General features: G+C 74.2%; 25 protein-coding genes. 10 read left to right on the forward strand and 15 right to left on the reverse strand.

The genetic code is table 11. The features are described from left to right. Positions 1–28: 28 nt before the first annotated feature. From ACW14Y_RS14235 to ACW14Y_RS14245, 3 genes are all read right to left on the reverse strand, one after another. Positions 29–838, reverse strand: coding sequence for an ABC transporter permease (locus ACW14Y_RS14235; protein WP_456986978.1), 810 nt, complete (start codon positions 836–838; stop codon positions 29–31). A gap of 3 nt (positions 839–841) precedes the next feature. Beyond that, positions 842–2,470, reverse strand: a complete 1,629-nt coding sequence (locus ACW14Y_RS14240) for a dolichyl-phosphate-mannose--protein mannosyltransferase (protein WP_380443858.1) — start codon at positions 2,468–2,470, stop codon at positions 842–844. A gap of 173 nt (positions 2,471–2,643) precedes the next feature. Continuing rightward, positions 2,644–3,981, reverse strand: a complete 1,338-nt coding sequence (locus ACW14Y_RS14245) for an MFS transporter (protein ID WP_380308690.1) — start codon at positions 3,979–3,981, stop codon at positions 2,644–2,646. 170 nt (positions 3,982–4,151) lie between these two features. Here ACW14Y_RS14245 and ACW14Y_RS14250 point away from each other — a divergent pair, with 170 nt between their 5' ends. After that, the gene (locus tag ACW14Y_RS14250; RefSeq protein ID WP_380308688.1) at positions 4,152–4,712 is read left to right on the forward strand and encodes a MarR family winged helix-turn-helix transcriptional regulator; all 561 of its coding nucleotides are present in this window, start codon (positions 4,152–4,154) and stop codon (positions 4,710–4,712) included. 117 nt (positions 4,713–4,829) lie between these two features. Here ACW14Y_RS14250 and ACW14Y_RS14255 read toward each other — a convergent pair whose 3' ends face one another. The 3 genes from ACW14Y_RS14255 to ACW14Y_RS14265 all read right to left on the reverse strand — a co-directional run bounded on the left by ACW14Y_RS14255 (position 4,830) and on the right by ACW14Y_RS14265 (position 8,442). Continuing rightward, the gene (locus ACW14Y_RS14255) at positions 4,830–6,629 is read right to left on the reverse strand and encodes a glycosyl hydrolase family 18 protein (RefSeq protein WP_456986981.1); all 1,800 of its coding nucleotides are present in this window, start codon (positions 6,627–6,629) and stop codon (positions 4,830–4,832) included. Positions 6,630–6,977: 348 nt separating this feature from the next. Further along, on the reverse strand, positions 6,978–7,664 hold the full coding sequence (locus ACW14Y_RS14260; RefSeq protein WP_380312056.1) for a hypothetical protein: 687 nt from the start codon (positions 7,662–7,664) through the stop codon (positions 6,978–6,980). 217 nt (positions 7,665–7,881) lie between these two features. Then, positions 7,882–8,442, reverse strand: a complete 561-nt coding sequence (locus ACW14Y_RS14265) for a DoxX family protein (protein ID WP_053651565.1) — start codon at positions 8,440–8,442, stop codon at positions 7,882–7,884. A gap of 181 nt (positions 8,443–8,623) precedes the next feature. Between ACW14Y_RS14265 and ACW14Y_RS14270 the strand changes: the two genes are divergently transcribed. Next, positions 8,624–9,259, forward strand: a complete 636-nt coding sequence (locus tag ACW14Y_RS14270) for a MarC family protein (RefSeq protein WP_380312054.1) — start codon at positions 8,624–8,626, stop codon at positions 9,257–9,259. Positions 9,260–9,320: 61 nt separating this feature from the next. Here ACW14Y_RS14270 and ACW14Y_RS14275 read toward each other — a convergent pair whose 3' ends face one another. Then, complete coding sequence (locus ACW14Y_RS14275; protein WP_266310999.1) at positions 9,321–9,863, reverse strand: NADPH-dependent FMN reductase; 543 nt, start codon at positions 9,861–9,863, stop codon at positions 9,321–9,323. Positions 9,864–10,004: 141 nt separating this feature from the next. Continuing rightward, complete coding sequence (locus ACW14Y_RS14280; RefSeq protein WP_045938564.1) at positions 10,005–10,439, reverse strand: Lrp/AsnC family transcriptional regulator; 435 nt, start codon at positions 10,437–10,439, stop codon at positions 10,005–10,007. A 247-nt stretch (positions 10,440–10,686) separates the two neighbouring features. Between ACW14Y_RS14280 and ACW14Y_RS14285 the strand changes: the two genes are divergently transcribed. The 3 genes from ACW14Y_RS14285 to ACW14Y_RS14295 all read left to right on the forward strand — a co-directional run bounded on the left by ACW14Y_RS14285 (position 10,687) and on the right by ACW14Y_RS14295 (position 13,533). After that, the gene (locus ACW14Y_RS14285) at positions 10,687–11,517 is read left to right on the forward strand and encodes a tryptophan 2,3-dioxygenase (protein WP_456986985.1); all 831 of its coding nucleotides are present in this window, start codon (positions 10,687–10,689) and stop codon (positions 11,515–11,517) included. Positions 11,518–11,641: 124 nt separating this feature from the next. Further along, positions 11,642–12,868, forward strand: a complete 1,227-nt coding sequence (kynU, locus tag ACW14Y_RS14290; protein WP_340631565.1) for a kynureninase — start codon at positions 11,642–11,644, stop codon at positions 12,866–12,868. A 152-nt stretch (positions 12,869–13,020) separates the two neighbouring features. Beyond that, a complete protein-coding gene (locus tag ACW14Y_RS14295) occupies positions 13,021–13,533 on the forward strand; it encodes a F0F1 ATP synthase subunit B family protein (protein ID WP_380312049.1) in 513 nt (170 codons plus the stop codon). A gap of 103 nt (positions 13,534–13,636) precedes the next feature. On the opposite strand, the gene ACW14Y_RS14300 is transcribed toward ACW14Y_RS14295, so the two are convergent. Continuing rightward, positions 13,637–14,590 carry a hypothetical protein gene (locus tag ACW14Y_RS14300; protein ID WP_380312047.1) on the reverse strand — a complete coding sequence of 318 codons (954 nt, stop codon included), beginning with the start codon at positions 14,588–14,590 and terminating at the stop codon, positions 13,637–13,639. A gap of 63 nt (positions 14,591–14,653) precedes the next feature. Here ACW14Y_RS14300 and ACW14Y_RS14305 point away from each other — a divergent pair, with 63 nt between their 5' ends. Further along, positions 14,654–15,289, forward strand: coding sequence for a TetR/AcrR family transcriptional regulator (locus ACW14Y_RS14305; RefSeq protein ID WP_456986988.1), 636 nt, complete (start codon positions 14,654–14,656; stop codon positions 15,287–15,289). A gap of 76 nt (positions 15,290–15,365) precedes the next feature. Here the strand turns inward: ACW14Y_RS14305 and ACW14Y_RS14310 are convergent, their stop codons facing one another. Next, entirely contained in the window at positions 15,366–16,838 is a 1,473-nt protein-coding gene (locus tag ACW14Y_RS14310) for a choice-of-anchor A family protein (RefSeq protein WP_380387533.1), read from the reverse strand. A gap of 277 nt (positions 16,839–17,115) precedes the next feature. Between ACW14Y_RS14310 and ACW14Y_RS14315 the strand changes: the two genes are divergently transcribed. The 3 genes from ACW14Y_RS14315 (at position 17,116) to ACW14Y_RS14325 (ending at position 19,410) form a co-directional block, all read left to right on the forward strand. Then, positions 17,116–17,871, forward strand: a complete 756-nt coding sequence (locus ACW14Y_RS14315) for a 4'-phosphopantetheinyl transferase family protein (RefSeq protein ID WP_380302816.1) — start codon at positions 17,116–17,118, stop codon at positions 17,869–17,871. 194 nt (positions 17,872–18,065) lie between these two features. Next, positions 18,066–18,548: a DUF2269 family protein gene (locus ACW14Y_RS14320; protein WP_380302814.1), complete on the forward strand. Its 483-nt coding sequence runs from the start codon at positions 18,066–18,068 to the stop codon at positions 18,546–18,548. Between the two features lie 31 nt (positions 18,549–18,579). Next, positions 18,580–19,410: a helix-turn-helix domain-containing protein gene (locus ACW14Y_RS14325; RefSeq protein WP_380302812.1), complete on the forward strand. Its 831-nt coding sequence runs from the start codon at positions 18,580–18,582 to the stop codon at positions 19,408–19,410. Positions 19,411–19,447: 37 nt separating this feature from the next. Here ACW14Y_RS14325 and ACW14Y_RS14330 read toward each other — a convergent pair whose 3' ends face one another. Beyond that, the gene (locus ACW14Y_RS14330) at positions 19,448–19,867 is read right to left on the reverse strand and encodes a hypothetical protein (RefSeq protein WP_456986992.1); all 420 of its coding nucleotides are present in this window, start codon (positions 19,865–19,867) and stop codon (positions 19,448–19,450) included. A gap of 129 nt (positions 19,868–19,996) precedes the next feature. Next, positions 19,997–21,016, reverse strand: coding sequence for an Lrp/AsnC family transcriptional regulator (locus ACW14Y_RS14335; protein ID WP_380302808.1), 1,020 nt, complete (start codon positions 21,014–21,016; stop codon positions 19,997–19,999). Between the two features lie 99 nt (positions 21,017–21,115). Between ACW14Y_RS14335 and ACW14Y_RS14340 the strand changes: the two genes are divergently transcribed. Beyond that, positions 21,116–21,931 (forward strand): inositol monophosphatase family protein, encoded by an 816-nt coding sequence (locus tag ACW14Y_RS14340; protein WP_456986994.1) that lies wholly within the window; start codon positions 21,116–21,118, stop codon positions 21,929–21,931. Positions 21,932–21,934: 3 nt separating this feature from the next. Here the strand turns inward: ACW14Y_RS14340 and ACW14Y_RS14345 are convergent, their stop codons facing one another. The 3 genes from ACW14Y_RS14345 to ACW14Y_RS14355 are packed head-to-tail and all read right to left on the reverse strand — an operon-like array spanning position 21,935 to position 25,072. Further along, complete coding sequence (locus tag ACW14Y_RS14345; protein WP_456986996.1) at positions 21,935–22,825, reverse strand: amidohydrolase family protein; 891 nt, start codon at positions 22,823–22,825, stop codon at positions 21,935–21,937. Further along, positions 22,822–24,459: an acyl-CoA dehydrogenase family protein gene (locus tag ACW14Y_RS14350; RefSeq protein ID WP_456986998.1), complete on the reverse strand. Its 1,638-nt coding sequence runs from the start codon at positions 24,457–24,459 to the stop codon at positions 22,822–22,824. The genes ACW14Y_RS14345 and ACW14Y_RS14350 overlap by 4 nt, the downstream gene beginning before the upstream one ends. Then, positions 24,443–25,072 (reverse strand): TetR/AcrR family transcriptional regulator, encoded by a 630-nt coding sequence (locus tag ACW14Y_RS14355; RefSeq protein ID WP_340631553.1) that lies wholly within the window; start codon positions 25,070–25,072, stop codon positions 24,443–24,445. The genes ACW14Y_RS14350 and ACW14Y_RS14355 overlap by 17 nt, the downstream gene beginning before the upstream one ends. Between the last annotated feature and the right edge of the window lie 67 nt (positions 25,073–25,139).

The following is a 25,139-nucleotide window of genomic DNA, read 5'->3' on the forward strand; positions in this document are numbered from 1 at the left end:
CCCCTTCAACTCGGCCAAGCCTACCCGATCACCGCTCCCGGCCGCCCGGCGCGGACGCGGCGGGGCCACCGACCCGGACCAGCCCCCGGCCGACCAGCTCCAGCACCACCACGACCGCCGTCGACTCCACCGCCAGCAGCGCCACCAGCACGAACAGCTGCACCGTGCCCGCCTGGACCGGCGAGGCCCCGCCGAGCAGCATGCCCACGAACGCCCCCGGCAGCGTGACCAGGCCCACCGTCCGGGTCTGGTCCAGCGCCGGGACGAGCGAGGTGGCGGCCGCCGTCCGGCAGATCTCCATCCGGGCGTCCCGCTCCTCGAAGCCCAGCGCCAGCGCCGCCTCGACCTCGCCGTGCCGCTGGCGCAGCTCGTCCAGGGCCCGCCGCCCGGACAGCGAGGTCGCGGTGAGCGCGCCGCCGATCAGGATGCCGGCGACCGGGATGACCGACAGGCCCTTCGCCGGCAGCAGTCCGCTGCCGAGCAGCAGCACCAGCACCGGCAGCACCCCGGCGCCGATCGGCGCGGCCGCCCACAGCCAGGCCCGCCCCCGGTCCGGGACCATCCGCCGCCCGGCGGTCCGCACCGCGACCGTGAACATCAGCAGCACGAACAGCGCCGACCACCACAGCGAGTCGACCACCCAGGCGATCACCAGGGCGACGGCGGCGAGCTGGACCACCGCGCGCAGCCCGGCCCGCAGCACGGCGTGCCCGTGCCCGAGCCGGCCCCACCCCGCGACCGCGACGGCGGCCAGCAGCAGCACCGCGGTGACCGCGCCCAGCGCCGGGGTCACCGGCAGCAGTTGTCCCCCGCCGGCGGCCGACGGGACACCCGGCACCGGTCAGATCCAGGTGGTGAACCACATCCGGTCCTGCCAGGACGTCATCGGGATCACCTCCGCCGTGTACAGCGGGTAGAAGAAGGCGAAGCAGGCCATGATCGCCAGCACGACGAGTCCGGCACCGGCGGCGCCGATCCGCCGCCGTTCGGGCGAGCAGCCCTCCGGGCCGAGCATCGCGCCCAGCATCTGCGCGACGGCCAGGCAGAGGAAGGGGACGAGCACCACCATGTAGAAGGAGAAGACCGTGCGCTCCTGGTACTGGAACCACGGCAGGTAGACGCCGGCCACCGCGCACAGCACCGCGCCGGAGCGCCAGTCCCGGCGGAAGGCCCACCGCCAGAGCAGGTAGACCAGGGCGAAGCAGGCCGTCCACCAGAGCAGCGGGGTGCCGAGGCCGAGGATCTGCGCCGCGCAGCCGCCGGAGGCGGTGCAGCCGTGCTGGCCGGCCGGCACCTGCTCCCAGTACATCGAGACCGGCCGGCCCTGGACCAGCCAGCTGAACGGGTTGGACTGGTAGGTGTGCGGGCTGCTGAGGCCGGTGTTGAAGTCGTACATCTGCGCGTGGTAGTGCCAGAGGCTGCGCAGCGGCGCGGGCACCCAGTCCATCGGGAGCTGCGGCAGCGGGACGCCGAGGAAGCTGTCCGGGGACAGCCCGGCCCGGTCGTCGGCCCAGTGCCGGTCGAAGCCGCCGCCGGTCGCGCCCTTGCCGCCGCCGGTGAACAGCCAGCCGGCCCAGCCGCCGAGGTAGACCACGAACGCGGTGCCGACCGTGGCGAGGAAGGCGGGCCCGGCGTCCCGGCGGAGCATCGAGCGCCAGGGGCGGCGGGCGCCGGCCCAACGGCGGCCCGACTGGTCCCACAGCACGGTGAGCACGCCGAAGGCGGCCAGCACCATGACGCCGTTCCACTTGACGCCGGCGGCGGCGCCCAGGCAGGCGCCGGCGGCGATCCGCCAGGGCCGCCACCCCAGCCGGACGGTGTCCCCGCCGCGGTCGGGGAGGACGGCGGCGAGCCGGGCCCGGGCGTGGTCTCGGTCGATCAGCAGCGCGCCGAAGGCGGCCAGGACGAAGAACATCTGCACGCCGTCGAGCAGGCCGACCCGGCTCATCACCAGCTGCAGTCCGTCCACGGCCATCAGCAGGGCGGCGGTGCAGCCGATCAGGGTGGAGCCGAAGAGCCGGCGGCCGATCCGGGCCAGCATCAGCACGGTGACGGTGCCGAGCAGCGCGGTCATGAACCGCCAGCCGAAGGGGTGCAGGCCGAAGCCCCACTCGCCGAGCGAGATCACCCACTTGCCGAGCGGCGGGTGGGCGATGAACTCGGGTGCCGAGGTGAGCGGGATCTGCTGCGGGACGCCGAGGATCTGCTCGTTCGCGTGGTCCGGCCAGGTGCCCTCGTAGCCCTGCCGCAGCAGGGACCAGGCGTCCTTGGGGTAGTAGGTCTCGTCGAAGACGAAGGCGTTGGGGTGGCCGAGGTTCCAGAACCGCAGCAGACCGGCGAAGAGCGCCACCGCGATCGGCCCGAGCCAGTCCCAGCGGGCCGCGGCCAGGCGCTTCGGCCCTCGCCGCTCCGGTGCCGGGCCGGCGGGCTCCGTGGCGGCCGGTGGGTGGGTGAGCGCCGCTTGGGTCATGGTCTCGGTAGCCTCGCCGCTTCGCCGTTCTCGCCGGGTGCCGGCCCCGAGCGGGGTCGGGCCGGACGGTCAACAGCCACCGACACTATGTGCCGGTGGGCGCGAAACCAAGCGCGACGGGCGCCGGACAGGTGACCTGTCGGGCGCCCGTCGCGGGGCGGTCGGGCAGCGGGTCAGGCGGCTGCCTGGAGCTCCCGGACCGGCCGGGCCGGGGTGCGGACCGGGGTGGCGGGGGCCTGCTCGTCCCCCGCCGAGGGGGCCGCGTTGTCCTGGGCCGCGGTGAGGTGCGGCCGCAGGCGCAGGGCCTGGACCACGATCAGCACGGTGCAGCCGGCCATCGCCGCCAGGTAGACCGGCCAGGTGCCGGAGCCGACCAGCAGCACGCCCACGGCGGGGCCGACGGCGATCGCGATCTGCTTCACCAGGGCGTACCCGGCGTTGTAGGTACCGAGCAGCCGGGCCGGGGCGAGGTCCGCGACCATCGGGCCCATGGTCGGGGCCAGCAGCGACTCGCCGACGCCGAACAGGGCGTAGATCGAGACGATCGCGACCGTGGCGGCCATCGCCTCGGTCCGGATCAGACCGGCCACCAGGGCCATCGCCCAGGCGCCGAGCCAGACCACGCCGGCGGCGGCCATCGCGGTGGTGCGGCGGCGGCGGGCGGTGATCCGCACCATGAACATCTGCAGCACCACGATGGTCAGCGCGTTGGCGCCGATGGCGATGCCCAGGGTGGACGGGGCGGTGCCGACGGTGTCGGTGGCGAAGGCCGCGACACCGGACTCGAACTGGCCGTAGCAGGTGAAGAAGATCAGCCCGGCGAGCACGCAGAGCCGCAGCATCGCCTTGTCGGCGACCAGGGCGCGCAGGCCCCGCGGGGCGTCGGCGCCGTCCTGGACCAGCACCGGCGCGGCCTTCGGGATCCGCGCGCTGCCGGTCACCAGGGCGAGGCCGAGGAAGGTGACGGCCTCGATGGTGAACAGCCGGGTCAGGCTGGCCGGGTCGGCGACGTCCACGATCTGCCCGCCGACCAGCGCGCCGATGCCCATGCCCAGGTTGATCAGGGTGAACTGGAGCGCGAAGGCGTGCGAGCGGGTCGCGGCGGTCGAGCAGCGGACGATCATGGTGGCCAGCGCCGGCTGGCAGGTGGTGACACCCGCGCCGAACAGGAACGAGGAGACCAGCAGGGCCGGGGTGCCGGTGGCGTGCCCGAAGGCGAACGCGCCGGTCGCGGCCAGCGCGGCGCCGGCCAGCAGCACCGGACGCGGGCCGTAGCGGTCGATGCCCCGGCCGGTGAACGGCAGGACGGCGAGCGCGGCCAGCGCGAAGACGGTGAACACCATCCCGGCGGCCAGCGCGCCCAGCCCGCGCACCTGGTCCACGTACACGAACATGTACGGCATCGTGAACCCGCTGCCGAACGCGCTGAGCGCGTTCCCGATCTGGACGCGGCGCAGCGGGCCGCCCGCCCCACGTCGCTGCTGCCTCTGCTGCTTCACCGTGCCGGTCACCGTGCACACCCCTTCCTGTGGACTCCGCCCGTCAGGGCTTCGTCGGTTTTCACTGGACACTCTTAAGCCCGGAAGACTTAAGAGCTAAAGTTTGACTCTAAAGTATTAGCACCGGAAGAGTGCGGAGTCAAAGTCTTAAGGAGTGCACCCCGCATGCGACACTGGTCCGCATGACTGCAGAGAAGCCCGCGCCGGCCACCGCCCGCGAGCTGGGCATCGCCGAGCAGGTGGCGCTCTACCAGCGGGAGTTCCCCACCGTGGACCCCCAGGTCGAGACCATCGTGCAGACCCTCTCCCGGGTCGCCCGGCGGATGACCGTCGCCTACGACCGGCAGCTCACTGTGCTGGGAATCACCGCCGCGGAGTGGGAGGTGCTCAAGGCGCTGGTGGTGTCCGGCAGCCCGTACCGGCTCGGACCGGGCGAGCTGGCCAAGCGGCTCGGACTGACGCCCGCCGCGATGACCCACCGGGTCGACCGGATGGTGGCCGAGGGCCTGGCCACCCGGGAGCGGGACGAGGCCAACCGGGTCCGGGTGATCATCGAGCTGACCGACCTCGGCCGGGACAAGTGGCTGGAGTCGATGCGGATGGCCGCCGTCTTCGAGGAGGAGCTGCTCCAGGACGTCGTCGGCGAGGACCGCGCGGCGCTCGCCGGGATGCTGGCGCGGATGCTGCGGCGGATCGAGGAGAGCCGGCCGGACACCCCGGGGCCCGCCGCCGACCAGGGCTGACGGGCCCGGGAACGCGAAAGACGTCCGGCCCGCCGGGGGGTGTCCCCCGGCGGGCCGGACGCTCGGTGCGACGGGTGCGAGGGTCCGTCAGGTCCTCACCCGGTCGGTACTACGGGGTCAGCAGGGACCGTTGTCGGTCCAGACGCCCCAGGCGCCGCTGGCGGTCGGGTCGTCGCCCTTGGTCCACCACTTGTTGGTGTAGTAGTGACCCTTCCAGGAGACCTTGGTCGAGGTCGCGTAGGTGGCGGCCGCGTCCCAGCTCGGGGCGCCCGCGCAACCGGCCGGGGTGGTCGGCGGCGTGGTCGGCGGAGTCGTGGGCGGCGTGGTCGGCGGGGTCGTGGGCGGGGTGGTCGGCGGGGTCGTCGGCGGGGTGGTCACCGGCGGCGCCGGGCAGCCCGCGGCGGAGCCGTTGGTGGCCTCGACCATCTTGTCGAACAGACCGGTCCTGGTGCCCAGGTCGTACAGCGAGAAGGCGAAGGAACCGCCGAGGCCGTTGCAGTGCGCGTAGTCCAGCTTGGCCTGGATCGAGCGGGAGTCCTCACCGGACCAGAAGGTGCTGCCGTCGTAGAAGTAGGTCGTCTTGGCGTCCTCGTCCCAGTACGTCTTCGCCGGGTTGTCGACGAAGCCGGCCAGCTCCTTGTACATCTGGATGCCCGCGACGTTGCCCGACATGGCGGCACCCGCGGCGGGGCCGGTGGCGGGCTGGAAGAGACCGTTCTTGCCGTTGTTCTGGACGCCGGTCCAGCCCCGGTAGTAGAACGGCACACCCACGTTGATCTTGTTCGCGGGGAAGCCGCCCGGGATGCCGTACTGCGGGTCACCGGCGGTGTAGGCCTTGACGGCCGAGTCGACCGAGTACTTGCCGGTACCGCCCGGGACCGGGGTCATCGGGTCGTTCGGGCCGGCGTAGATCGGGGCCTGGTGGTTGGTCGGGCCCTTGGCCTCCCAACCACCGTGCATGTCGTACGTCATGATGTCGAGGAACGACAGGTACTGACCGATCTTGTCGGTCTCGACGTTCTTGATCTTGTCCTGGCCGGCACCCACCGCGGCCGCGGTGTAGTAGGTCTTGCCGTCGGCCTTGCCCTGCGCGTCGAGCTGCTCGCGCAGCTCCTTCAGCAGCAGGGTGAAGTTCTGCTTGTCGTTCGGGCTCGACAGGTTGCCGGTGTGACCGCCGCCGCCCGGGTACTCCCAGTCGATGTCGATGCCGTCGAAGATGCCGGCCGCCGTGCCCGGGCCGCCGTAACCGGCCTCGACCGGCAGGTTGCCCTTGATGAACATGTCGATGCAGGACGAGACCAGCTTCTTGCGCGAGGCGTCCGTGGCGGCCGCCGGCGAGAAGTACTTGGAGTAGGTCCAGCCGCCCAGCGAGATCAGGATCTTGAGCTTGGGGTTCTTCGCCTTCAGCTTCTTCAGCTGGTTGAAGTTGCCGACGATCGGCTGGCCCCAGACGTCGCCGACGCCGTCGACCGAGATGTCCGGGCCGAAGCTCTTCTGGTAGTCGGCGAAGGAGTCGCCCGCGCCGTCACCGGCGTTGGGGTTGTTCTCGTCCGGGCTCGCGGCCTTGTTGGCCTCGAAACAGCCGAGCGTGGTGGGGTTGATGTTGGCGAACGAGTAGATCAGGTAGTCCAGCTTCCCGGCCACGCCGGTGTCCTGGATGGTCTTCGGGTAGTACCCGTTCGCGTAGATCGACCACTGGTCGAAGTAGGCCACCTTGATGCCGCCGCTGGTGGCGGGCGCGCCGGTGGAGTTGGTGACGGCGGCGTTGGCCGTGGCGCCACCGGTGAGCGCGAGACCCGCGCCGAGCAGCAGGGACGCAGTGGTACCGGCGGCGATCGCGGTCAGGCTCTTGGACCGCTTGCGACGGCCGCCCTCCTGAACCGGGGCCCCGGCCCTTTCGATGCGTGAACGGAGCATGGGTGCGTGACTCCTGGTGTGGGGGATTCCGCCGGGTCCGGGAACGCGCGCACGGGGTGGGGCCGTACGACCAGGACATGACAGAACAGGATGGGGGAATCGAACGGAACATGCCTTGACGGACGCCGGGATATGCCGAACCGGCGCCAGCGGCGAACCGCTGACGCCGGCTCAGGGGCTCCCTGCACCTGGGCACTAAAATGGACTAGACCAACTACCCCGTCAAGGGGTGATGTTGAGCCTTGAGTCGCCGTTAAGGTTCCCCCGGAACCCGTCCGCCCCCGCTGACCTGCGGGTCAGCGGGGGCGGACGGGTTCGGACGGCCGGCCCGGAGTCGGCCCGGTCCGCTCAGTAGCGGACGGCATTGGCGACCACGGCCTTCACCGAGCCCGAGAGGTCCCGGTTGCTGACCGCCTTCACGTCGGTGCTCTTCCCCGCCTCGACGTCCGGCACGGTCACCGCGGTCGCGTCCAGCACATTGCCGCTGTCGTCGGTGAAGTTGACCTGGACCACGTACCGGGCGCTGCCCTGCGACTCGTGGTTGGTGACGGTCAGCGTCGTCTGGGCCTTGCCGTCCGTGAAGGACACCGCCCCCGCCGAGACGTCCGCCTTGGCGTCCAGGCCGCCCTTGACCCCGGCGAGCGCCGAGGAGGCCGCGGCCTGGGCGGAGGAGGCCGCGGAGGCCAGCGACGAGGAGAGCCCGCCGGCCGCCGAGGCGAGCGCCGAACTCGCGGCCGAGGCAGCGGCGGAGGCCGCGCCCGCGATGCCCGACCCCACCTGCCCGGCGGCCGAGGAGACCGCGCTGCCCGCGCTGCTGCTCGACGAGCAGCCCGCCAGCGCGGCGCCGCCGAGCAGGGCGGCGCCCACGACCGCGGCCACCGCGCGACCCGGCCGGCGGACGGCGGGGGCGTGCGGGTCCCCGGCGGTCGGCCTCGGGGAGGTGGTGGCGGAGGTGGCAGGAGTGGCGGCAGTCGCGGTGGTGGCGGCGGTCCGGCGGGGCGGAGCCGCGGTGCGGCGGAGCGGCTGGCGGTCCATCGGGGTCCTCGATTCTGGCCGGCGCCGGGGGCCCGGCGCGCCTCCCCGCCCACGTTCCGGGGGCCGGGAGACGCTCGCCAACAGGGGGTGGTGCGTTCGGGTGAGCCCGGCCGGACGGTCCCGGACGGGGGCATTCGGGTGCTGTTCCGGTGCGCTTCGGGTGCGTTCCGGGGTGCGCTTCGGGTGCGTTCCGGGTCCGTTCCGGGGGCGGGCGGCCTCAGGAGAGCCCGGCGCCGTCCTGGGTGTCCGCCTCCACCGCCGCGCGCTCCTCCGCCAGCCGGACGGCGTGCCGGCGACGGGCCACCACGCCGTACGCGGAGGCCGCGCTCGCCACGAAGGCCAGGGCGCCGACCCACGGCTGGTCGAAGGCGTGCCCGGTCAGATGGTCGATCGAGTACCGGCCGGGACCGGCCAGCCCCAGCGCCAGCCCGGTCGCGCCCAGGAACGCCGGGTACTCGTAGCCGCCGGACATCACGAAGAAGCCGGCCGGGGCGTGCACCGCGACCGCGCCGGCCATGGTGCCGGCCACCACCGCGCCCGCCGCCGGGGTGGCCAGCCCGACCAGCAGCATCGCGCCGCCGCCCGCCTCGCCGAGACCGGCCGCCAGGGCGCTCTGGCGCGCCGGATGGAAGCCCATCGCCTCCATCGCCTTGGCGGTGCCGTCCAGGCCGCCACCGCCGAACCAGCCGAACAGCTTCTGGGTGCCGTGGGCGATCAGCACGCCGCCGACGGCGCCGCGCAGGGCCAGCAGACCCAGGTCCTTACGGTTCAGAGCCATGTCGAAGTCCCCTTCGGGAGCCCTCCGCCGAATGGTGGGGAGGTCCGGCTTCCATGGCACCGGAAACGGCGGCACCACTCGACTCGGAGCGGCCGTTCGGGCGAATGACGGCGTCTGCGGGAATAACCGCCCGGGGGCGTGGCGGCCGGGCGTCGGTGATCGTCGCGGCCATGCTTGGCCCATGTTCGTCTTCAACCTGAGCAGCGCCTTCATCGCCTTCTTCGCCGTGGTCGGCCCGCCCAAGGTCCTGCTGTCCTTCGCCCGGCTGGCCACCACCCGCACCACCGGGGAACTGCGGCGCCTCGCGGCGTGGAGCACCGTCGTCTCCGCGTCGGTCGGCGCGCTGATGGCCTTCAGCGCGGACTTCGTGACCACGCTGTTCCACATCAGCGACCAGTCGCTGCAGCTCGCCGGCGGGCTGATCTTCTTCGTCTACGCGGTCGCCCTGGTCTTCGGGGTCCACCTGGGCTGGGGCACCGACGAGGCGGACGAGCACCTGATGAGCCCGCTGGTGGACGGCATCCGCGAACTGCTGCTGCCCTACCTGGCCAGCCCGCTCGCGGTCACCGCCGTGCTGGTCGCCTCGCTCGTCAAGGACGACTGGGGCTGGCGCACCACCGTGGCCGGCGCGTACATCGCCGTGGTGCTGATCAACTACGTCTGCGTCGCCCTGCTCGCCCCGCTGATGCGGCACAGCCACCGCACCTCGCTGGAGGTGCTCTCCCGACTGCTCGGACTGCTGCTGGCGGCGGTCGGCGTCGAGCTGTTCCTGAACGGGCTGGCCGGACTCGGCCTGCACCTGCCCGACGGGCACTGAGCCGCCCCTGGCGGCCCCGAGCCGCCCGCCGGTACAGGTCCGGCCCCGCGGGCCCGGCCGCTCAGACCGCCGCGGCCAGGCGGACCAGCGCCTCCGCGATCCGGTCGCGCACCAACGGGTCGGCCACCAGCCCGTCCGCGCCGACGTCCCCGCGCGCCAGCGGCAGCCGCACACAGGCCGCCTCCACCACGGCCGCCCCGGTGTACCCGAGCACCGTGCGCAGCGACTCCTCCGCGCCCAGCCCCCGCCCGGGCCCGGCGGCGTTGATCCAGGCCGCCGGCTTGTCCACGATCTCCATCCCGCCGACCGTCCAGTCCAGCAGGTTCTTGAAGCTGCCCGGCAGGGTCCCGGCGTACTCGGGCGCGCAGATCAGCAGCGCGTCGGCGGCCTCCACGGCCTCGCGCAGCGCGACGACCGGCTCCGGCAGCGGATCGGTGTCGAGGTCGGGGTTGAAGTGCGGCAGTCCGGCCAGCCCGGTGAAGTAGGTGGTCGCGACGCCCTCGGTGGCCAGCGCCACGACGGCGGCGGTGCGCAGCACCGTCTCGTTGACGGACCCGGTGCGCAGGCTGCCCGGGAGCAGCAGGATGTGACGGTCGTTGGGCATGGGCAGGAACCTATAGCCCCCGGCACCCCGTCCGCGCCGGTTGTCCACCGGCCACCGCACGACCACCGGCCACCGCACGACCACCGGCCACGGCACGACCGCCGGTCACGGCAGCACCACCGGTCACCGCACGACCGCCGGTCACGGCACGACCACCGGCCGCCAGGGCACCGGGCTGGAGAGGATCATCGAGCTGGCCGGCTGGCCGTAGGCGCCGAGGCGGTCGATCAGGGCCTCGAAATCGGCCATCGCGGGGACGGCGACCAGCAGGGCGCAGCAGGCACCGCCGGTCACCCGGTGCAGCTGGAGCACCTCCGGCCACCGGGCCACCTCCGGATCGCGCAGCACGCAGCGCGGGCCGTAGCACTGGATCTGCACCAGCGCGGTGATCGGCAGGCCGGCCCGGGTGAGGTCGATGTGGGCGTGGTAGCCGGCGATCACCCCATCGGCCTCCAGCCGCCGGACCCGTTCGGCCACGGCGGGTGCGGAGAGGCTCACCCGGCGCGAGAGTTCGTTGTAGGAGAGGCGCGCATCGGCCTGCAGCTCGGCCAGCAGACGGCGGTCGACGGTGTCCACGGCGGGCTCCCGAGGGTGTGGTGCGGGTGTCCTCCGGTTGGCCGGATCCCACCGCTTTGCGATCGTGAAGAGGATCAGGAAAACACCTCTTGTACGACAGGCGCGACCGAGGTTGCCGTGCCCGCCGCCCATTCAAATGCGGGACCGGGCCACCGCACAATGGGGCCCCGGCGAGGACCGGGGCGACGGGACCGGATCCCGGGCCCGTCCGGTGGTCCCGCCGCCGGTGACTTCTGGAGGGATCGGTATGGGGCACGACACGGTGGAGAAGCCCAACCTGTCGTTCGACCGGGCCGGGGAGCCGGTTCGGGGCACCCCGTACGCGCGCTACGCCCGGCTGGACGAACTGCACAGCCTGCAGCACCCGCTCAGCGAGGCCCCGGCCGAGCTGTCGTTCATCGTCACCACCCAGGTGATGGAGCTGCTGTTCGGCCTGCTGCGGCACGAGTGGACGCTCGCCCAGCGGGCGCTGCGCGCGGACGACCTGCCGGGCGCGCTGGCCGCGCTGCGCCGGGGCACCCACGTCCAGGACGTGCTGACGGAGTCCTGGGACCTGCTGGCCACGATGACGCCGCAGGAGTTCAACTCCTTCCGCTCGGTGTTCGGCGAGGCCTCGGGCTTCCAGTCCTCGGCCTTCCTGCACCTGGAGTTCCTGCTCGGCAACAAGAACGCCGCGCTGCTGCGGATGTACGACGACAGCCCGGCGGCGCTCGCCGAGCTCACCGAGGTGCTGCGCTCCCCCGGCCTGTACGACGACGCGATAGCCCTGCTGGGCCGGCACGGCCTGAAGGTGCCGGACACCGTCTCCGAGCGGCGCCACCAGAGCGACGAGGCCGTCGCCGCGGCCTGGCGGCGGGTCTACACCGAGGACGGGTACGCCGGGCTGCGGCCGCTGGCCGAGGCCCTCCTGGACGTCGCCGAGCGGGTGACCCGCTGGCGCCACCGCCACCTGATGGCGGTCAAGCGGGCGATGGGCGCCAAGCCCGGCTCCGGCGGCTCCAGCGGCCTGAGCTGGCTGCGCCGCTCCGCCGAGCAGGACGTCTTCCCCGAGCTGTGGGAGATCCGGGACGGGATGTGACCGGCCCCGGCCGGGCAGGAACCCGTGGCCGGCACCGGACGGGCCCCGGGCCCGGACCGGCGCCGGGCACCGCGCCGCGGGCACGGAGCCGCGGACACGAACGAGGAACGGGAAAGGGCAGGTCATGATCACGCGCGAGGAGTGCGCGGCGCTGGACGCCGCCGACCCGCTGGCGGCGTTCCGCGGGGAGTTCTCCCTGCCGCCGGGGGTGATCTACCTGGACGGCAACTCGCTCGGCGCGCTGCCGGTCCGCACGCCCGAGCGGGTGCGGGCGGTGGTCGAGGAGGAGTGGGGCCGCGAGCTGATCCGCAGCTGGAACGACGCGGGCTGGTTCGAGCAGCCGTACCGGCTGGGCCGGCGGATCGCCCCGCTGGTCGGCGCCGCGCCGGAGGAGCTGGTGGTCTGCGACACCACCTCGGTGAACCTCTTCAAGGTGCTGACGGCGGCGCTGCGGCTGCGGCCGGGCCGCTCCACCGTGCTCGGCGACGGGGCGGCGTTCCCGACCGACCTCTACATCGCCGAGGGCGTGACCGGGCTGGTCCCCGGCGCCCGCAGCCTGCTGGTCGACCCGGCGGAGCTGGACGCGCACCTGGACGGGGACGTCGCCGCGGTCGTGCTCTCGCACGTCGACTACCGGACCGGCGAGCTGCTCGACATGCCCGGGATCACCGCCCGGGTGCGGGCCGCCGGGGCGCTGATGATCTGGGACGTCTGCCACTCGGTGGGCGCGCTGCCGGTCGAACTCGGCGCGAGCGGCGCGGACTTCGCGGTCGGCTGCACCTACAAGTACCTGAACGGCGGCCCCGGTTCGCCGGCCTTCCTGTACGTCGCCGAGCGGCACCTGGCGGCCGGGCCGCTCCAGCCGCTGAGCGGTTGGTTCGGCCACGCCCGCCCGTTCGCCTTCGAGCCCGGCTACGAGCCCAAGGACGGCATCGGCCGCTTCCTCACCAGCTCGCCCTCGCTGCTGGGCCAGGCCGCGCTGGAGTCCTCGCTGGACATCTGGGAGCGGGCCGACCGGGCCGCCGTCCGGGCGAAGAGCCTGGCGCTGACCGATCTGTTCATCTCCCTGGTGGAGGACCTCGAAGGGATCGAGGTGGTCACCCCGCGCGAGCACGAGCGGCGCGGCAGCCAGGTGGCGCTGCGGCACGCCGACGGCTACCCGGTGGTGCAGGCGCTGATCGCCCGCGGCGTGATCGGGGACTTCCGGGCGCCGGACCTCATGCGCTTCGGCTTCACCCCGCTCTACCTCTCGCACACCGAGGTGTGGGACGCCGCGCGGCACCTCGCCGAGGTGCTGGGCAGCGGCGAGTGGAAGGACGAGCGCTTCGCCCGCCGCGGCGAGGTGACCTGAGCGGCCGGGGCGACCCGAGCAGCCGGAGCACCCGAGCGACTGCGGCGACCAGGGCGACCGGAGTGACGACCCCCACACCGGGCCGACGCTTCGTCGTCGATCCGCCTGGGAAGCCTCCCTGATGACGATTCGTCAGACATTGGGAGGGTCGTATGGATCTGGAACTCGGACCGCTGAAGCCGGAGCCCGTCGAACTCCTCGTCGGGCTGGCCTGCTTCTTCCTCGTCCTCTGGCTGCTCGGCCGCGTGGTACTGCCCCGGGCGGAGCGGGTGTTGGCCGAACGGCGGGACGCCACGGAGGGCAGGCTGGAGCGGGCCGCCGCCATCGTGGCCGAGGCCGAGCGAACGCTGGACGAGTACCGGCAGGAGCTGGCCGCGGCGCGGCACGAGGCGGCGCACATACGGCAGCAGGCCGCCGAGGAGGGCGCGGCGGCCATCGCGGCGGCCCGCGAGGAGGGCCTGCGCGAGCGCGACCTGCTGCTCGCCGAGGCCGACGCGCGGCTCGCCGTGGACCGGGCGTTCGCCGAGGCGGCGCTGCGGGAGGACGTCGGACAGCTGGCCACCGAGCTGGCCGGCCGGCTGGTCGGCGAGTCGGTGGCCGCCGTCGCCGCCGAGCGCCGCACGGCGGAACGCTTCTTCGACGAACTCCCCGCCGCCGAGCGCTGAGCGGACCGGGCGAGGGCCCCGCACCCGGATTCCGGGTGCGGGGCCGTTCGCGTCACGGCGCGGTCCGCGTCACGGGGCCCTTCGCGTCACGGGACCGTTCGCGTCACGGCGCCGTCAGCTCCTGGACCAGCCGCCCGTAGACGGCGAAGGCCGGCTTGGGGGCGTAGTCGTCACGGAGCAGGCCGAAGCGGTGGAACAGGCCCGGCCCCGCGCTGTCCGCGTCGCGCAGGCCGAAGTGGCTGTAACCGGAGAGGTTCAGCTCCCCCGCGAGCCCGGCCGTCGTCCTGACCACCTCCTCGACCACCTCGGCCTGCCGCCGCTCGGAGCGGTCCGGACCGGTCGGCCAGCCGTGTTCGCACACCCTGATCGGCACCGCCGCCCCGATCCCGGCCCGGACCACGACCTCCCTCCGGAAGCCGGTGAGCACCGCCTCGACCGCCGCCCCGAGCCGCCCGGCCGGGACCGGGCGGAAGACGTCCGGGAAGAAGTCCAGGCCGACGTGGTCGAGCGCGCGGTGGAACCGCTCGTCGGCGAGCCCGCCGAGCGCGGACCAGAACGGCTCGGCCGGATCCGGACTGAAGGCCGCGTTGAAGCCCACGGCGAGGTCCAGGCCGAGGGCGAGCGCCTCCTCCTTGGCCGCGACCACCCCGTCGACCAGCGCCCGCAGGACGCCCGGGGCGGAGCCGTCGAGCACCGGCGAGTCGACGTTCGGCTCCTCGCAGATCTGCAGGGTGCCGATCCGCCCGCCACCGGTGCGGACCGCGTGCCGGACGAAGTCGGTCCAACCGTCCGGCCGCTCGCCGGGGCCCCGGTACTGGAGCACCAGGTCGAGCCGGCGCCCCTCGCCGAGGTACCGCTCCGGCTCGGCCGGGGTGGGCGGCAGGGCCGGGCCCGGCGGGTACGAGCGGTAGGCACGGACCAGCAGGACCGGTGCGGTGCCCTGGAGTTCGCGCAGCGCGGCGGTGATCCGGGCAGGGTCGTCCGGGCGGACGGGGACGATCACGCCGTTCTCGTCGCCGAGCAGGCCGCCGGGGTAGATGCCGAAGGTGAAGGTCATGGCCCCACCGTAGCCGAAATTATTGGTGTCACTGCAAGTTTGGTGCGGCACTATGATTCCCGTATGGGACTTCGCGAGGAGAAGAAGCGGCAGACCAGGACCCTGCTCACCGACACCGCGACCGCGCTGTTCGCCGAGCACGGGTTCGAGCGGGTCACGGTGGCCGAGGTGGCCCGGGCCGCCGGCGTGGCCGTCAACACGGTCTTCAACTACTTCCCGACCAAGGAGGACCTCTTCTTCGACCGGCAGGAGGAGGTGGTCGCCCGGCTGGCCCTGGTCGTGCGCGAGCGGCCGCCCGGCGCCTCCCCCGTGGACGCCGTCCGGGCCGAACTCCTGGCCGGGCTGGACGAGGCCGAGCCGACGTACGGGCTGGACCCGCGGGCCGCGGCGTTCTGGCGGACGGTCGAGGACAGCCCGGCGCTCCGGGCCCGGCTGTTGGAGCTCGGCGAGCGCGCCGAGGAGGCACTGGCCGGCGCCCTGGCCGAGGAGGCCGGCGCGCCGCCCGGCGATCCACTGCCGCGGCTGGTGGCGGGCGCGCTGGCCGGGGCCCACCGGGCGGCCCTGGCCGAGGTCCGCCGGGGCATGGTGGCGGGCGAGCCGGTGGACGCCGTCCGGGCGCGGGTCGTGACCGCGGTGACGGCGGCCTTCGGCCTGCTGGCGGCGGGCCTCGACGACTGGCCGGACCGGCCCGGGGGCTGAACCCCGCGGCCGGAACGGCCGGGGCCGCCCGGTCGGAGCGACCGGGCGGCCCTGGTGACGGACGGCAGCGCTTGCGTCAGCTGTGGCGACCGCGGCGACGCGCGGCCAGGACGGCGAGGGCGCCGAGGCCGAGCAGGCCCACGCCCGCCAGCCCGAGGACCACCGGGGCGTTGCCCGCACCGGTGGAGGGCAGCTGGCCGCCCCCGCCACCGTGGCTGGGCACCGGGTGGTGGCTGCTCGGACCGTGGCTGGACGGGCCGTGGCTGGTCGGCGCCGCGCTGGAGGAACTGGGCGAGGTGGTCGGGGTAGGCGTCGGCGTCGGGGTGGGCGTCGGGGTCGGGGACGTCGGCGACGGGGAGGTACTGGTCGGGCTGGGCGAGGTCGGCGCCGGCGAGGTGGTGGTCTCGGTCGGGGTCGGGGTAGGCGTCGGGGAGGTCGGCGAGGGCGACGGCGAGGTGGGCGAGGGGCTCGGCGTCACCTCGCAGTCGGGCAGGTCACCGTCGAACGGGTAGCTGTGGATCTCGTAGCCGCCGTTGCCGTTCTGGACCAGGTTGCCCGCCAGGTAGACCCGGCCGTTCATGCCCGGCATGGTGATCGTCGTGGTGCCGGCCGGGTTGCCGGCCATCACCGAGCCCTGGAACTGCGCGCTGCCGAGGATCTGCGCGCCGGTGGAGGTCGGGAAGTTCCACATCAGCCGGGAGCGCATCTCGGTGGTCGGGTCGCCCGCCAGGCCGGTGCCGGTGTAGGTGTTGATCACCGGGTTGTCCGCCAGCATGTTGACCACGACGGTGGCACCGGCCGGGATGTTGTTGAACACCAGGCCGATCTGCCCGCCGTTCGGCGCGGCGAGGTTCCCGGGGACGTTGAAGACCTGCTTCGCACTGGTCCCGTCGCCGGTGAAGGTCGCCTCGCTGCTGGTGACGGCGACGGTGCCGGTGGCGGTGGCCTTGGCCACACAGGCCGAGACCTCCTCGATCTGCGTGAGCACCGACTGGTACGGCGCGGCCGCGTCGGGATCCTTGATCGCCTGGCCGGTCGGGTCGATGGAGACCGTGCCGGTGAGCGTGCCCGCGTAGCGCAGGTTGCCGAAGGCCTCGCCCTTGGAGTCGCTGCCGCCGATCAGCAGGCTGTTGCCGGGCTGGACGGTGACATTGCCGCCGACGGTCAGGAAGTCGCTGCCGTTCGGCGGGACCACCCGCGAGCCGACACCGACCACACCCGCGTTGAAGGCGCCGCCGCCCTCGCTCTTGTTGATCTCGAAGTTGCCGAGGGTGACGATCTTTCCCTCGGCCTCGGCCGCCCGGCCGGCGACCAGGTAGTTGCCGCCGGTGAAGACGGTGATGGAGGCGTCCCGGCCGGCGAAGTCCCCGTTGGTCGGCGGCGACGGCCAGACCGCGGGGCAGTCCGGCCCGCTGCACGGCCCCAGCGGCGGGGTCAGCGGAGCGGCCGAACCCACCGTCAGCACCGCCGCCAGCGGCAGCATCGCGACGGCGGTCGCCACCGCGACCCGGACGGCCGTCCGCCCGCCGGGGGACGGCGGACGCTCCACGGTGGTCCTGTCGCGACCCGGCGCACCGGTTCCCTGTCCCTGACCCATCGGCACATTCCTCCGCACAGAGAAAAAGCAGGTGGAGCAGCACCTGCCAGATTCCAGACGATTCCCGACCATCCCGGCCCATTGACGGAGAATCCCGGGATACCGGAAATTACCTATCAAATCGGACCATCCATACCCTACAGACCATCAGCGGCGATCCGACAATGCTCCGGTCGGACCGGCCGACCGTGTCCTTCCGGGCCGCGCGCGGCCCCGCTAGGTTGGAGGCATGACTTCCGCCGGCAGGACCTCCGACGCGACCGACGTGACCGACGCAGCCCGCGCGACCGACGCGACCGGTGCCGCCGACGCGATCGCCACCGTCGCCGCGAGCGCCGACGTACTGCGCCACCCCGAGGCCGGGGAGCACCTGCTCACCGAGGTCGAGAAGGAGCGCGCCGCCCGTTTCCGGTACGAGTCCGGGCGGGTCGACTTCACCGCCGGGCACGTCCTGGTCCGGCTCTGCGCGGCCCGGCTGCTCGGCGTCCCGGCGGCCGCGCTGACGCTCGCCCAGCACTGCCCCGACTGCGGCAAGGGCGACCACGGCAAGCCCTACCTGCCCGACCACCCCGGGATCTCGGTCAGCCTCTCGCACACCAAGGGCGTGGTCGCCGCCGCCGCCGGTCACCGGCCGATCGGCGTCGACGTCGAGCTCGTCGACCGGGGCGGCACCCTGCTCGACGTCGCCCCCCGGGTGCTCACCGAGGAGGAGCTGCGGCAGGTCCGGGCGCACGCCGACCCGGCACGCGCCTTCCTGCGGCTCTGGGTCCGCAAGGAGGCGCTGATCAAGGTCGGCCGGACCACCCTGGACGGCCTCGCCGCCGTCGACCTCTCCGGGCTCCCGCTGGACCTGCCCGGCGGCCGTCCGCTGCTCGGGCGCTTCGAGGACCTGGAGCTGCTCGACTGGGCCGACGAGTCGCACGGCGCGGCCGTCGCGGCGGTCTGCGGGCTGCCGCCGCGGGTGGTCGAGCTCTCCGCGCTCTGACCCGGGACGGCCCGCGGTCGCGGCCGCTCCCACCCGGGTGGCTGCTCCGACCTGGGTGGCTGCTCCGACCTGGGTGGAAGGCGGTCGGATAAGCGGTGTTAGCGTCCTCGACGGGGCGATGAGAACCGTCCGCCCCGGCTGCCCGCGCCACGACCGCCGCCGGGCCGCCCCGCTGAACCGCAAGGGTGCCCGCCATGGCCAAATTCCTGCTGAGCCTGCACGTCCTCGCCTCGGTGCTGTTCATCGGCCCGGTGGCCGTGGCCGTCAGCATGTTTCCGCGCCGGGCGGCCGCCGCGCTGGCCGGCGGGCCCGAGCGGGCGGCCGACGCCGGCATGCTGCGGCAGCTGCACCGGATCACCCAGGTCTACGCGCTGCTCGGGATCGCGGTGCCGGTCCTCGGCATCGGGGTCGCCCAGGTGATGGACGTGCTCGGGCAGTCCTGGCTGATCGCCTCGATGGTGCTGACCGCCGTCGCCGCCCTCGCCCTGCTGCTGTTCGTGCTGCCCGCGCAGCAGGCCGCGGTCGACGCCCTCGCCCTGGAGCCCGACGCGGAGGAGCACGGCAGGGCCGTCCGCGGGCTGAAACTGCTGCCGATGACGGCGGGCGTGTTCAACCTGCTCTGGGCGGTCGTGGTGGTGCTGATGATCGTCCGGCCGGGATCGACCACCGGCGTCTGACCGCCCCGCGTCGCAGTAGTACTGTCCCGCCATGACGATCATGGCGGGGATGGGGCCCGGCACCGGGGCGGGCATAGGGCCGCTGCTGCGCGGCTGGCGCGAACGACGGCGGCTCAGCCAACTGCAGCTCGCCCTGCTGGCCGACTCCTCGGCCCGGCACCTCAGCTTCGTCGAGAACGGCCGCTCCCGGCCCAGCCAGGAGCTGGTGCTCCGGCTCGCCGAGCACCTCGACGTCCCGGTGCGGGAGCGCAACGCCCTGCTGCTGGCCGCCGGCTACGCGCCGCTCTACCCGGAGAAGCGGCTGGACGACCCCTCGATGGCGGCGCTGCGCTCCGGCATGGAACGGCTGCTCGCCGCCCACGACCCGTACCCGGCGCTGGTCGTCGACGGGTCCTTCCGGGTGCTCGCGGCCAACCGCGCGCTCGGGCTGCTGCTGGCGGGCGTCGCGCCGCACCTGCTGGAGCCGCCGCTGAACGCCGTCCGGATCACCCTGCACCCGGAGGGGCTCGCACCGCGGATCGTGAACCTGCGGCAGTGGCGGCGGCACCTGCTGGAGCGGATGGAGCAGCAGCTCGGACTGGTCCGCTCGGCGCCGCTGCGGCTGCTGCTGGAGGAGGTGCGGGCCTACCCGGAGCCGCCGGGCGTGGCGGAGGCGGCCGAGGAGGACCACACCGAGCTGTTCCCGTTCGCGCTCCCGCTGCGGATCGCGCACGAGGGGCGGGTGCTGTCGTTCCTGTCGACCATCGCGACCTTCAACACGCCGATGGACGTGACCGTCTCCGAACTGGCCCTGGAGGCCTTCCTCCCGGCCGACACGGAGACGGCCGCGTTCCTCCTGGCCGCCGTGGGGGCGGAGCGGTAGCACCCTCGGGCTTCCGGGCCTTCAGGCGTTCAGGCCTTCAGGCCGGGACGCGGCGGAGGGTGGTGAACTGGAGCACGGCGAAGCCGGCCACCGAGGCGGCCTGCAACGGGATCCAGACATAACCGGCGGTGGTCGGCTCGAACCACAGCTCCATCGCCACCAGACTGAGCACCGTCCAGCCCAGGTTGATGTCGATCACCGCCCGCACCGCGGTCCGCGAGGGCTGCGGCCGGGCCGCCAGCAGACCGACCGCCAGTCCGAAGGCCGCCAGCACGGCGCCGAGTTCGAGCAGGGTCGAGCGGCCGACGCCCAGCAGTTCGGCCAGTGGCCCGGAGAAGGCCAGGTAGGCGAGGCCGTTGCCGCCGCTGACCACGGCGTCGAGGGCGAGGAAGCGGCGCAGCGCCGTCCAGGAGGCGGGGGCGGTACGACGGGCGGTGGCGACGGTGTGGGCGGACATGGCGGATCGGCCTCCGGCGGTGGGGTGGGGTCCCGGTCGGCGCTCCGCCGCCGGGTGGGCACCACTGTGCCGGGCGGGCGGACGGCCGTCGATTACCTCCGGGGTCATCCTCCGCCTCCTACGGCCGGGTCAGGGCCGGGAGGCGCGCGGCCGGAGTGCCTCGGCGCCCGGCGGCCGCAGCGGCACGCCCGCGCGCTTGACCGCCCGCGCGACGATCACCGTCTCGGCGCGGCCCACGCCGAGCGGGCCCAGGGTGTCCGTGACGAACCGGTAGAGGCCGCCGTGGTCCGGGCAGAACACCGCGGCCATCAGATTGGCCGGCCCGCTGGTCGCGAACACACCGTGCACCTGCGGGTGCCGGCCGAGCGCGGCGCCGACGGCCGCGAGCCGGCCCGGCGGCACGTCCAGCCACAGGTTGGCGTCCACCGCGAGCCCCAACAGCCGGGGGTCGACGGTGACATGGGTGCGCAGCAGCCCGGCCGCGTCCAGCCGGTGCAGCCGGCGCCGGACGGTGGACTCGGGGGTGCCGGCCGCCGCCGCCAGCATCGCGTGCGACTGCCGGGCGTCCTCGCCGAGCCGGGCCAGCAGGTCGCGGTCCAGCCCGTCCAGCGGCACGCTCCCGGCGGCCCGGCGGGCGACCGGCGGTTCGGCGAGCGCGGCCGCCTCGGCCTCCTCCAGGTGGCCGGAGCGCCACTGGCCGGCGTCCGCGAAGGCGTGCAGCACGGCGTGGACGGTGGTCTCGGTGACCGCGGCGGTGGCGGGCAGCTGCCCGTTCAGCAGCCGGTCGCGGGCACCGGCCCCGGTGAGCATCACCGCCCCCACCTCCTGGTCGCCGAGCATGACGTCGACGAAGGGCACGTCCGGCCGCTCGGCCAGCGCCCGCGCCACGGCCTCGCCCTTGCCCCGCAGCACCCGGATCCGCAGCAGCAGCGCGCCGACCGCCGCGTCCTCGACGTCGGGCATCCGGACCACCCGGACCAGGCCGGTCTGCTGGAGCCGGACGAGCCGGCGGGTGACCGTGCGCGGGGAGACGCCGAGCACCTCGGCGATCCTCCCGGCCCCGGCCCGGCCGTTCACCTGGAGCGCGCAGACCAGCCGGCGGTCCAGGGTGTCCAGCACGGTGTCCGGATCAGCAGCAGCGACGTCCATGGTGTCCGATCTCCGTCGTCCGTCCCGCACCGGACGTCCTGTCCGGGCGCTCCGACGGTACTCCTTGACCGCACGAGCACGAGGAACGGGAGAGGGACCATGGGCGACATCGAGGTGCGGGAACTGCGGACGCTGCTGCCGGCCGTGGAGGCGGCGGTCCGGGAGGTCGGCGCGCGACTGGCCGAACGGCGGCCGGCCGAGCCCTGCCCGGAGTTCGGCCTGGCCGGGGCGATGGCGCGGTTCGCCGCGTTCGACGACCCGGCGGCCGCCGAACTCCGGGCGCGGCTGGGCGCGTTGCGCCCGGAGGCGGGCCTGCTGGAGGACGAGTTCGAGGGCACGGTGCCGGCCGGGGGCGAGTGGTGGCTGTGCGACGCCATGGACGGCGCGGTGCAGTTCCTGCTCGGACTGCCGCAGTGGGCGGTGACCGCGACCCTGGTGCGCGACGGCGCGGCGGTGCTGGCCGTGGTGCACACGCCGCAGCTCGGCGCCCGCACCTACCGGGCGGTGCGCGGCGGCGGGGCGGAGCTGGACGGGCGGCCGATCGCCGCCGTGGAGCGGGAGCTGGCGGCGGCGGTGGCCGGGACCAGCCAGCCGCCGGGGGTGGCCGCCGACCCGGTGGCGCTGCGCCGGGCGGGCGCCTCGCTGTCGGCGGTGGCGGGATCGGTGCTGGCCGTCCGCAATCTGGGGCCGACCTCGCTCCAGGTGGCCCAGGTCGGCTCCGGACACCTGGGCCTGTTCTGGGAGTTCGGCGCGGACGCGGCCAATCTGCTGCCCGGCGCGCTGGTCGCGGCGGAGGCGGGCGCGGCGGTCACGGACGCCGCCGGGGCCCCGTGGACGCCCGCCGCGGACGCCCTCCTGGCCGCCGCGCCGGGCCTCCACGGCCGGGCCCTCCCCCTGCTGAACGGTCTTGACTGACCGTCAGAGACGGAACAGCGCGGCCGCGTTGTCGTGACAGACGGCCCGCAGCCAGTCCTCCCCCAGCCCGAGCCGGTCCAGCGCGTCCAGCTGGTGCCCGTACCGGTAGGGGATGTTGGGGAAGTCGGTGCCGAGCAGCACCTTGTCCCCGAGGGCGCGCAGCCGGGGCAGCTCGGCCGGCGGGAAGGGGGTCTCCCGCTCGGAGAAGTCGGTGAACGCCATGGTGGTGTCCAGCCGGACACCGGGGTACCGCTCGGCGAGGTCGAGGAAGTCGGTGTACTCGGGCAGGCCGAGGTGGGCCACCACCAGGACCAGCCGGGGGTGCCGGGCGAGCACCGCGGCGATCGGGCCGGGGCCGGTGTGCTTGCCCGGGACGGGTCCGGAGCCGCAGTGGGTGACCACCGGTGTACCGCTCTCCGCGAGCAGTCCCCAGACCTCGTCGAGCAGTTCGTCCGCCGGGTCGTAGCCGCCGACCTGGAGGTGCGCCTTGAACACCCGGGCGCCGTCGGCGAGTGCCCGGGCCACGTAGCCGGGCGCGCCCGGCTCGGGGTGGAAGGTCGCGGTGTGCAGGCAGTCGGGGGTGCGGGCGGCGAAGTCCGAGGCCCAGGCGTTCAGCCACTCGGCCATCCCCGGCTTGTGCGGGTAGAGCATCGCGGTGAACGCCCGGACGCCGAACTCCCGCAGCCGGGCGACCCGTTGCTCCTCCGCCTCGCGGTAGGCGATCGGCCAGGGGCGGCCGGTCAGCGGGCCGGCCGCGTCGAAGTACGCCCACACCTTGTCCAGCACGTTCTTCGGCATGAAGTGGGTGTGCACGTCGATCAGTCCGGGCAGGCCGAGGCGCTGCCAGAAGGCGCGCACCCCGGCCGCCTCGGCGACGGGGTCGGGCGCGCTCATGCGGCCGGGACGGGCCGGGCGCGGTCGATGATCGCCGCGACGTCCGGTCCGGGCGGCAGGGTGCCGAACGCGCCGCCGTGGTCGCCGCCGAGCCGGGAGGCGCAGAACACGTCGGCGACCGCCGGGTCCCCGTACCGGACCAGCAGCGAGCCCTGGAAGGCCAGCGCCATCGCCTCCACCAGTCGGCGGGTGCGGTACTCCAGCTGGTCGAGGTCGGTGAGCTGCTTGCGCAGCCCGGCGACGGCCGCGTCCAGCCGGCGGTCGGCGCCCGCCGCCGCGTCCAGCTCGCCGAGGAGGGCGTCGACGGTCTCCGGATGCTTGGCCATGGCGCGCAGCGCGTCCAGGGCGGCGACATTGCCGGAGCCCTCCCAGATCGAGACCAGCGGCGCCTCCCGGTAGAGCCGGGGCATGCCGGACTCCTCGACGTAGCCGTTGCCGCCCAGGCACTCCAGGGCCTCGGCGGCGTGCGCCGGACCGCGCTTGCAGACCCAGTACTTGGCGACGGCCAGGCCGAGCCGACGGACCAGCGCCTCCCGCTCGTCCCCGGCGAGCGCGGCGTCGGTGGCCTGGGCGAGCCGCATCGCCACGGTGGTGGCGGCCTCGGACTCCACCACGAGGTCGGCGAGCACATTGCGCATCAACGGCTGGTCGACCAGCGCCCGGCCGAACGCCCGCCGGTGCAGGGCGTGCTGGACCGCCCGGGTGGACCCGAGCCGCATCCCGGCGGCGGCGCCGATGGTGCAGTCGAGCCGGGTCGTGTTGACCATCTCGATGATGGTCCGCACCCCGCGCCCCTCCTCGCCGACCAGCAGGCCGTACGCCTCCTCGTACTCGATCTCGGCGGAGGCGTTGGACTTGTTGCCGAGCTTGTCCTTGAGCCGCTGGAGGCGGAGCCGGTTGCGGCTGCCGTCCGGCAGGACGCGCGGCAGCAGGAAGCAGCTGAGCCCGCCCGGCGCCTGGGCGAGGGTGAGGAAGAGGTCGGACATCGGCGCCGAGGTGAACCACTTGTGGCCGGTGAGCCGGTAGCTCCCGTCGGGCTGCGGGACGGCGGTCGTGGTGTTGGTGCGGACGTCCGAGCCGCCCTGCTTCTCGGTCATCGACATGCCGGCGATCAGACCGCGCTTGCCGTGCGGCTCGCGCAGTCCGAAGTCGTACTCGGTGGCGGCGAGCAGCGGTTCGAACTCGGCGGCCAGCGCGGGGGTGGTGCGCAGCGCGGGAACGGCGGCGTAGGTCATCGAGACGGGGCAGGTGTGGCCGGCCTCGACCTGGCTCCAGACGTGGAACTTGGCGGCGCGGGCGGTGTGCGCGCCGGGCCGGTCGTCCCGCCAGGGGGCGGCGTGCAGACCGTGGCCGACGGCGGTGCGCATCAGCTCGTGCCAGTACGGGTGGAACTCGACCTCGTCGATCCGGTGGCCGAAGCGGTCGTGGGTGCGCAGCACCGGCGGGTGCTCGTTGGCCAGCCGCCCCCACTCGGCGGCCTGCTCGGAGCCAGCCAGCCGGCCGAGGGCGCGCAGTTCGGGCTCGGCCCAGCCGGCGCCGGCCCGGTGCAGGGCGGCGAGCAGCGCGGGGTCGGCGGCGGTGTCGTGCCCGTACGGGGGCGGGACCTGGTTGGTGACCTCATGCGTCGCTGTCATCGCGTTCTCCAAGCGCTCGGAGGGTGAAGGAGACGAGGGCGGGGACCACGGCGTCGGGGACGGCCCCGGGGCCGTGCGGGGGTACCGCGGCGAGCGGGCCGGTGAGGGCCTCGGCGGTCGCGCCGACGATCGCGGCGGCGGTCAGCTGCGGGTCCTGGGGCGGCAGCCGTCCGGCGGCGAGCGCGGTGGCGATCTCGGCGGCGAGCACGTCGCGGAAGGTGCGGCGGAAGACCAGGCGCTCGGCGTCCACCACGGTGTCGGCCGGTTCGACCAGCAGCGCGTGGGCGAGCCGGGGGGCGCGCAGGGCGCGGGCGGCGAAGGTCTCCACGACGGCCGCGATCCGGTCCCGGGGGGTGTCGTGCCGGGCGACGGCCTCGTGCACGGCGGCCACCTCCCGGGTGACCACCCGACGGAAGAGCTCGACCGAGAGTTCGGCCTTGTTGGCGAAGTGCCCGTACATCGAGCCGGTGGCGATACCGGCCCGTTCGGCCACCGCGGCCATGCTGCAGCCGCCGTAGCCGCGCTCGGCGAGCAGGCCGACCGCGGCCTGGAGCACCGCCTCGCGCTGGGCGTCCAGTCGGGCTTGCACGGCGGGGGTGCGACGGTAGGCCATGGAAGCATTGAAGCACTGATTCACCGCTTCGGGGAGGTGCCTCGCGCCCCCTTCCCGAAACGCTCCG

This window comes from Kitasatospora sp. cg17-2, assembly GCF_054031055.1.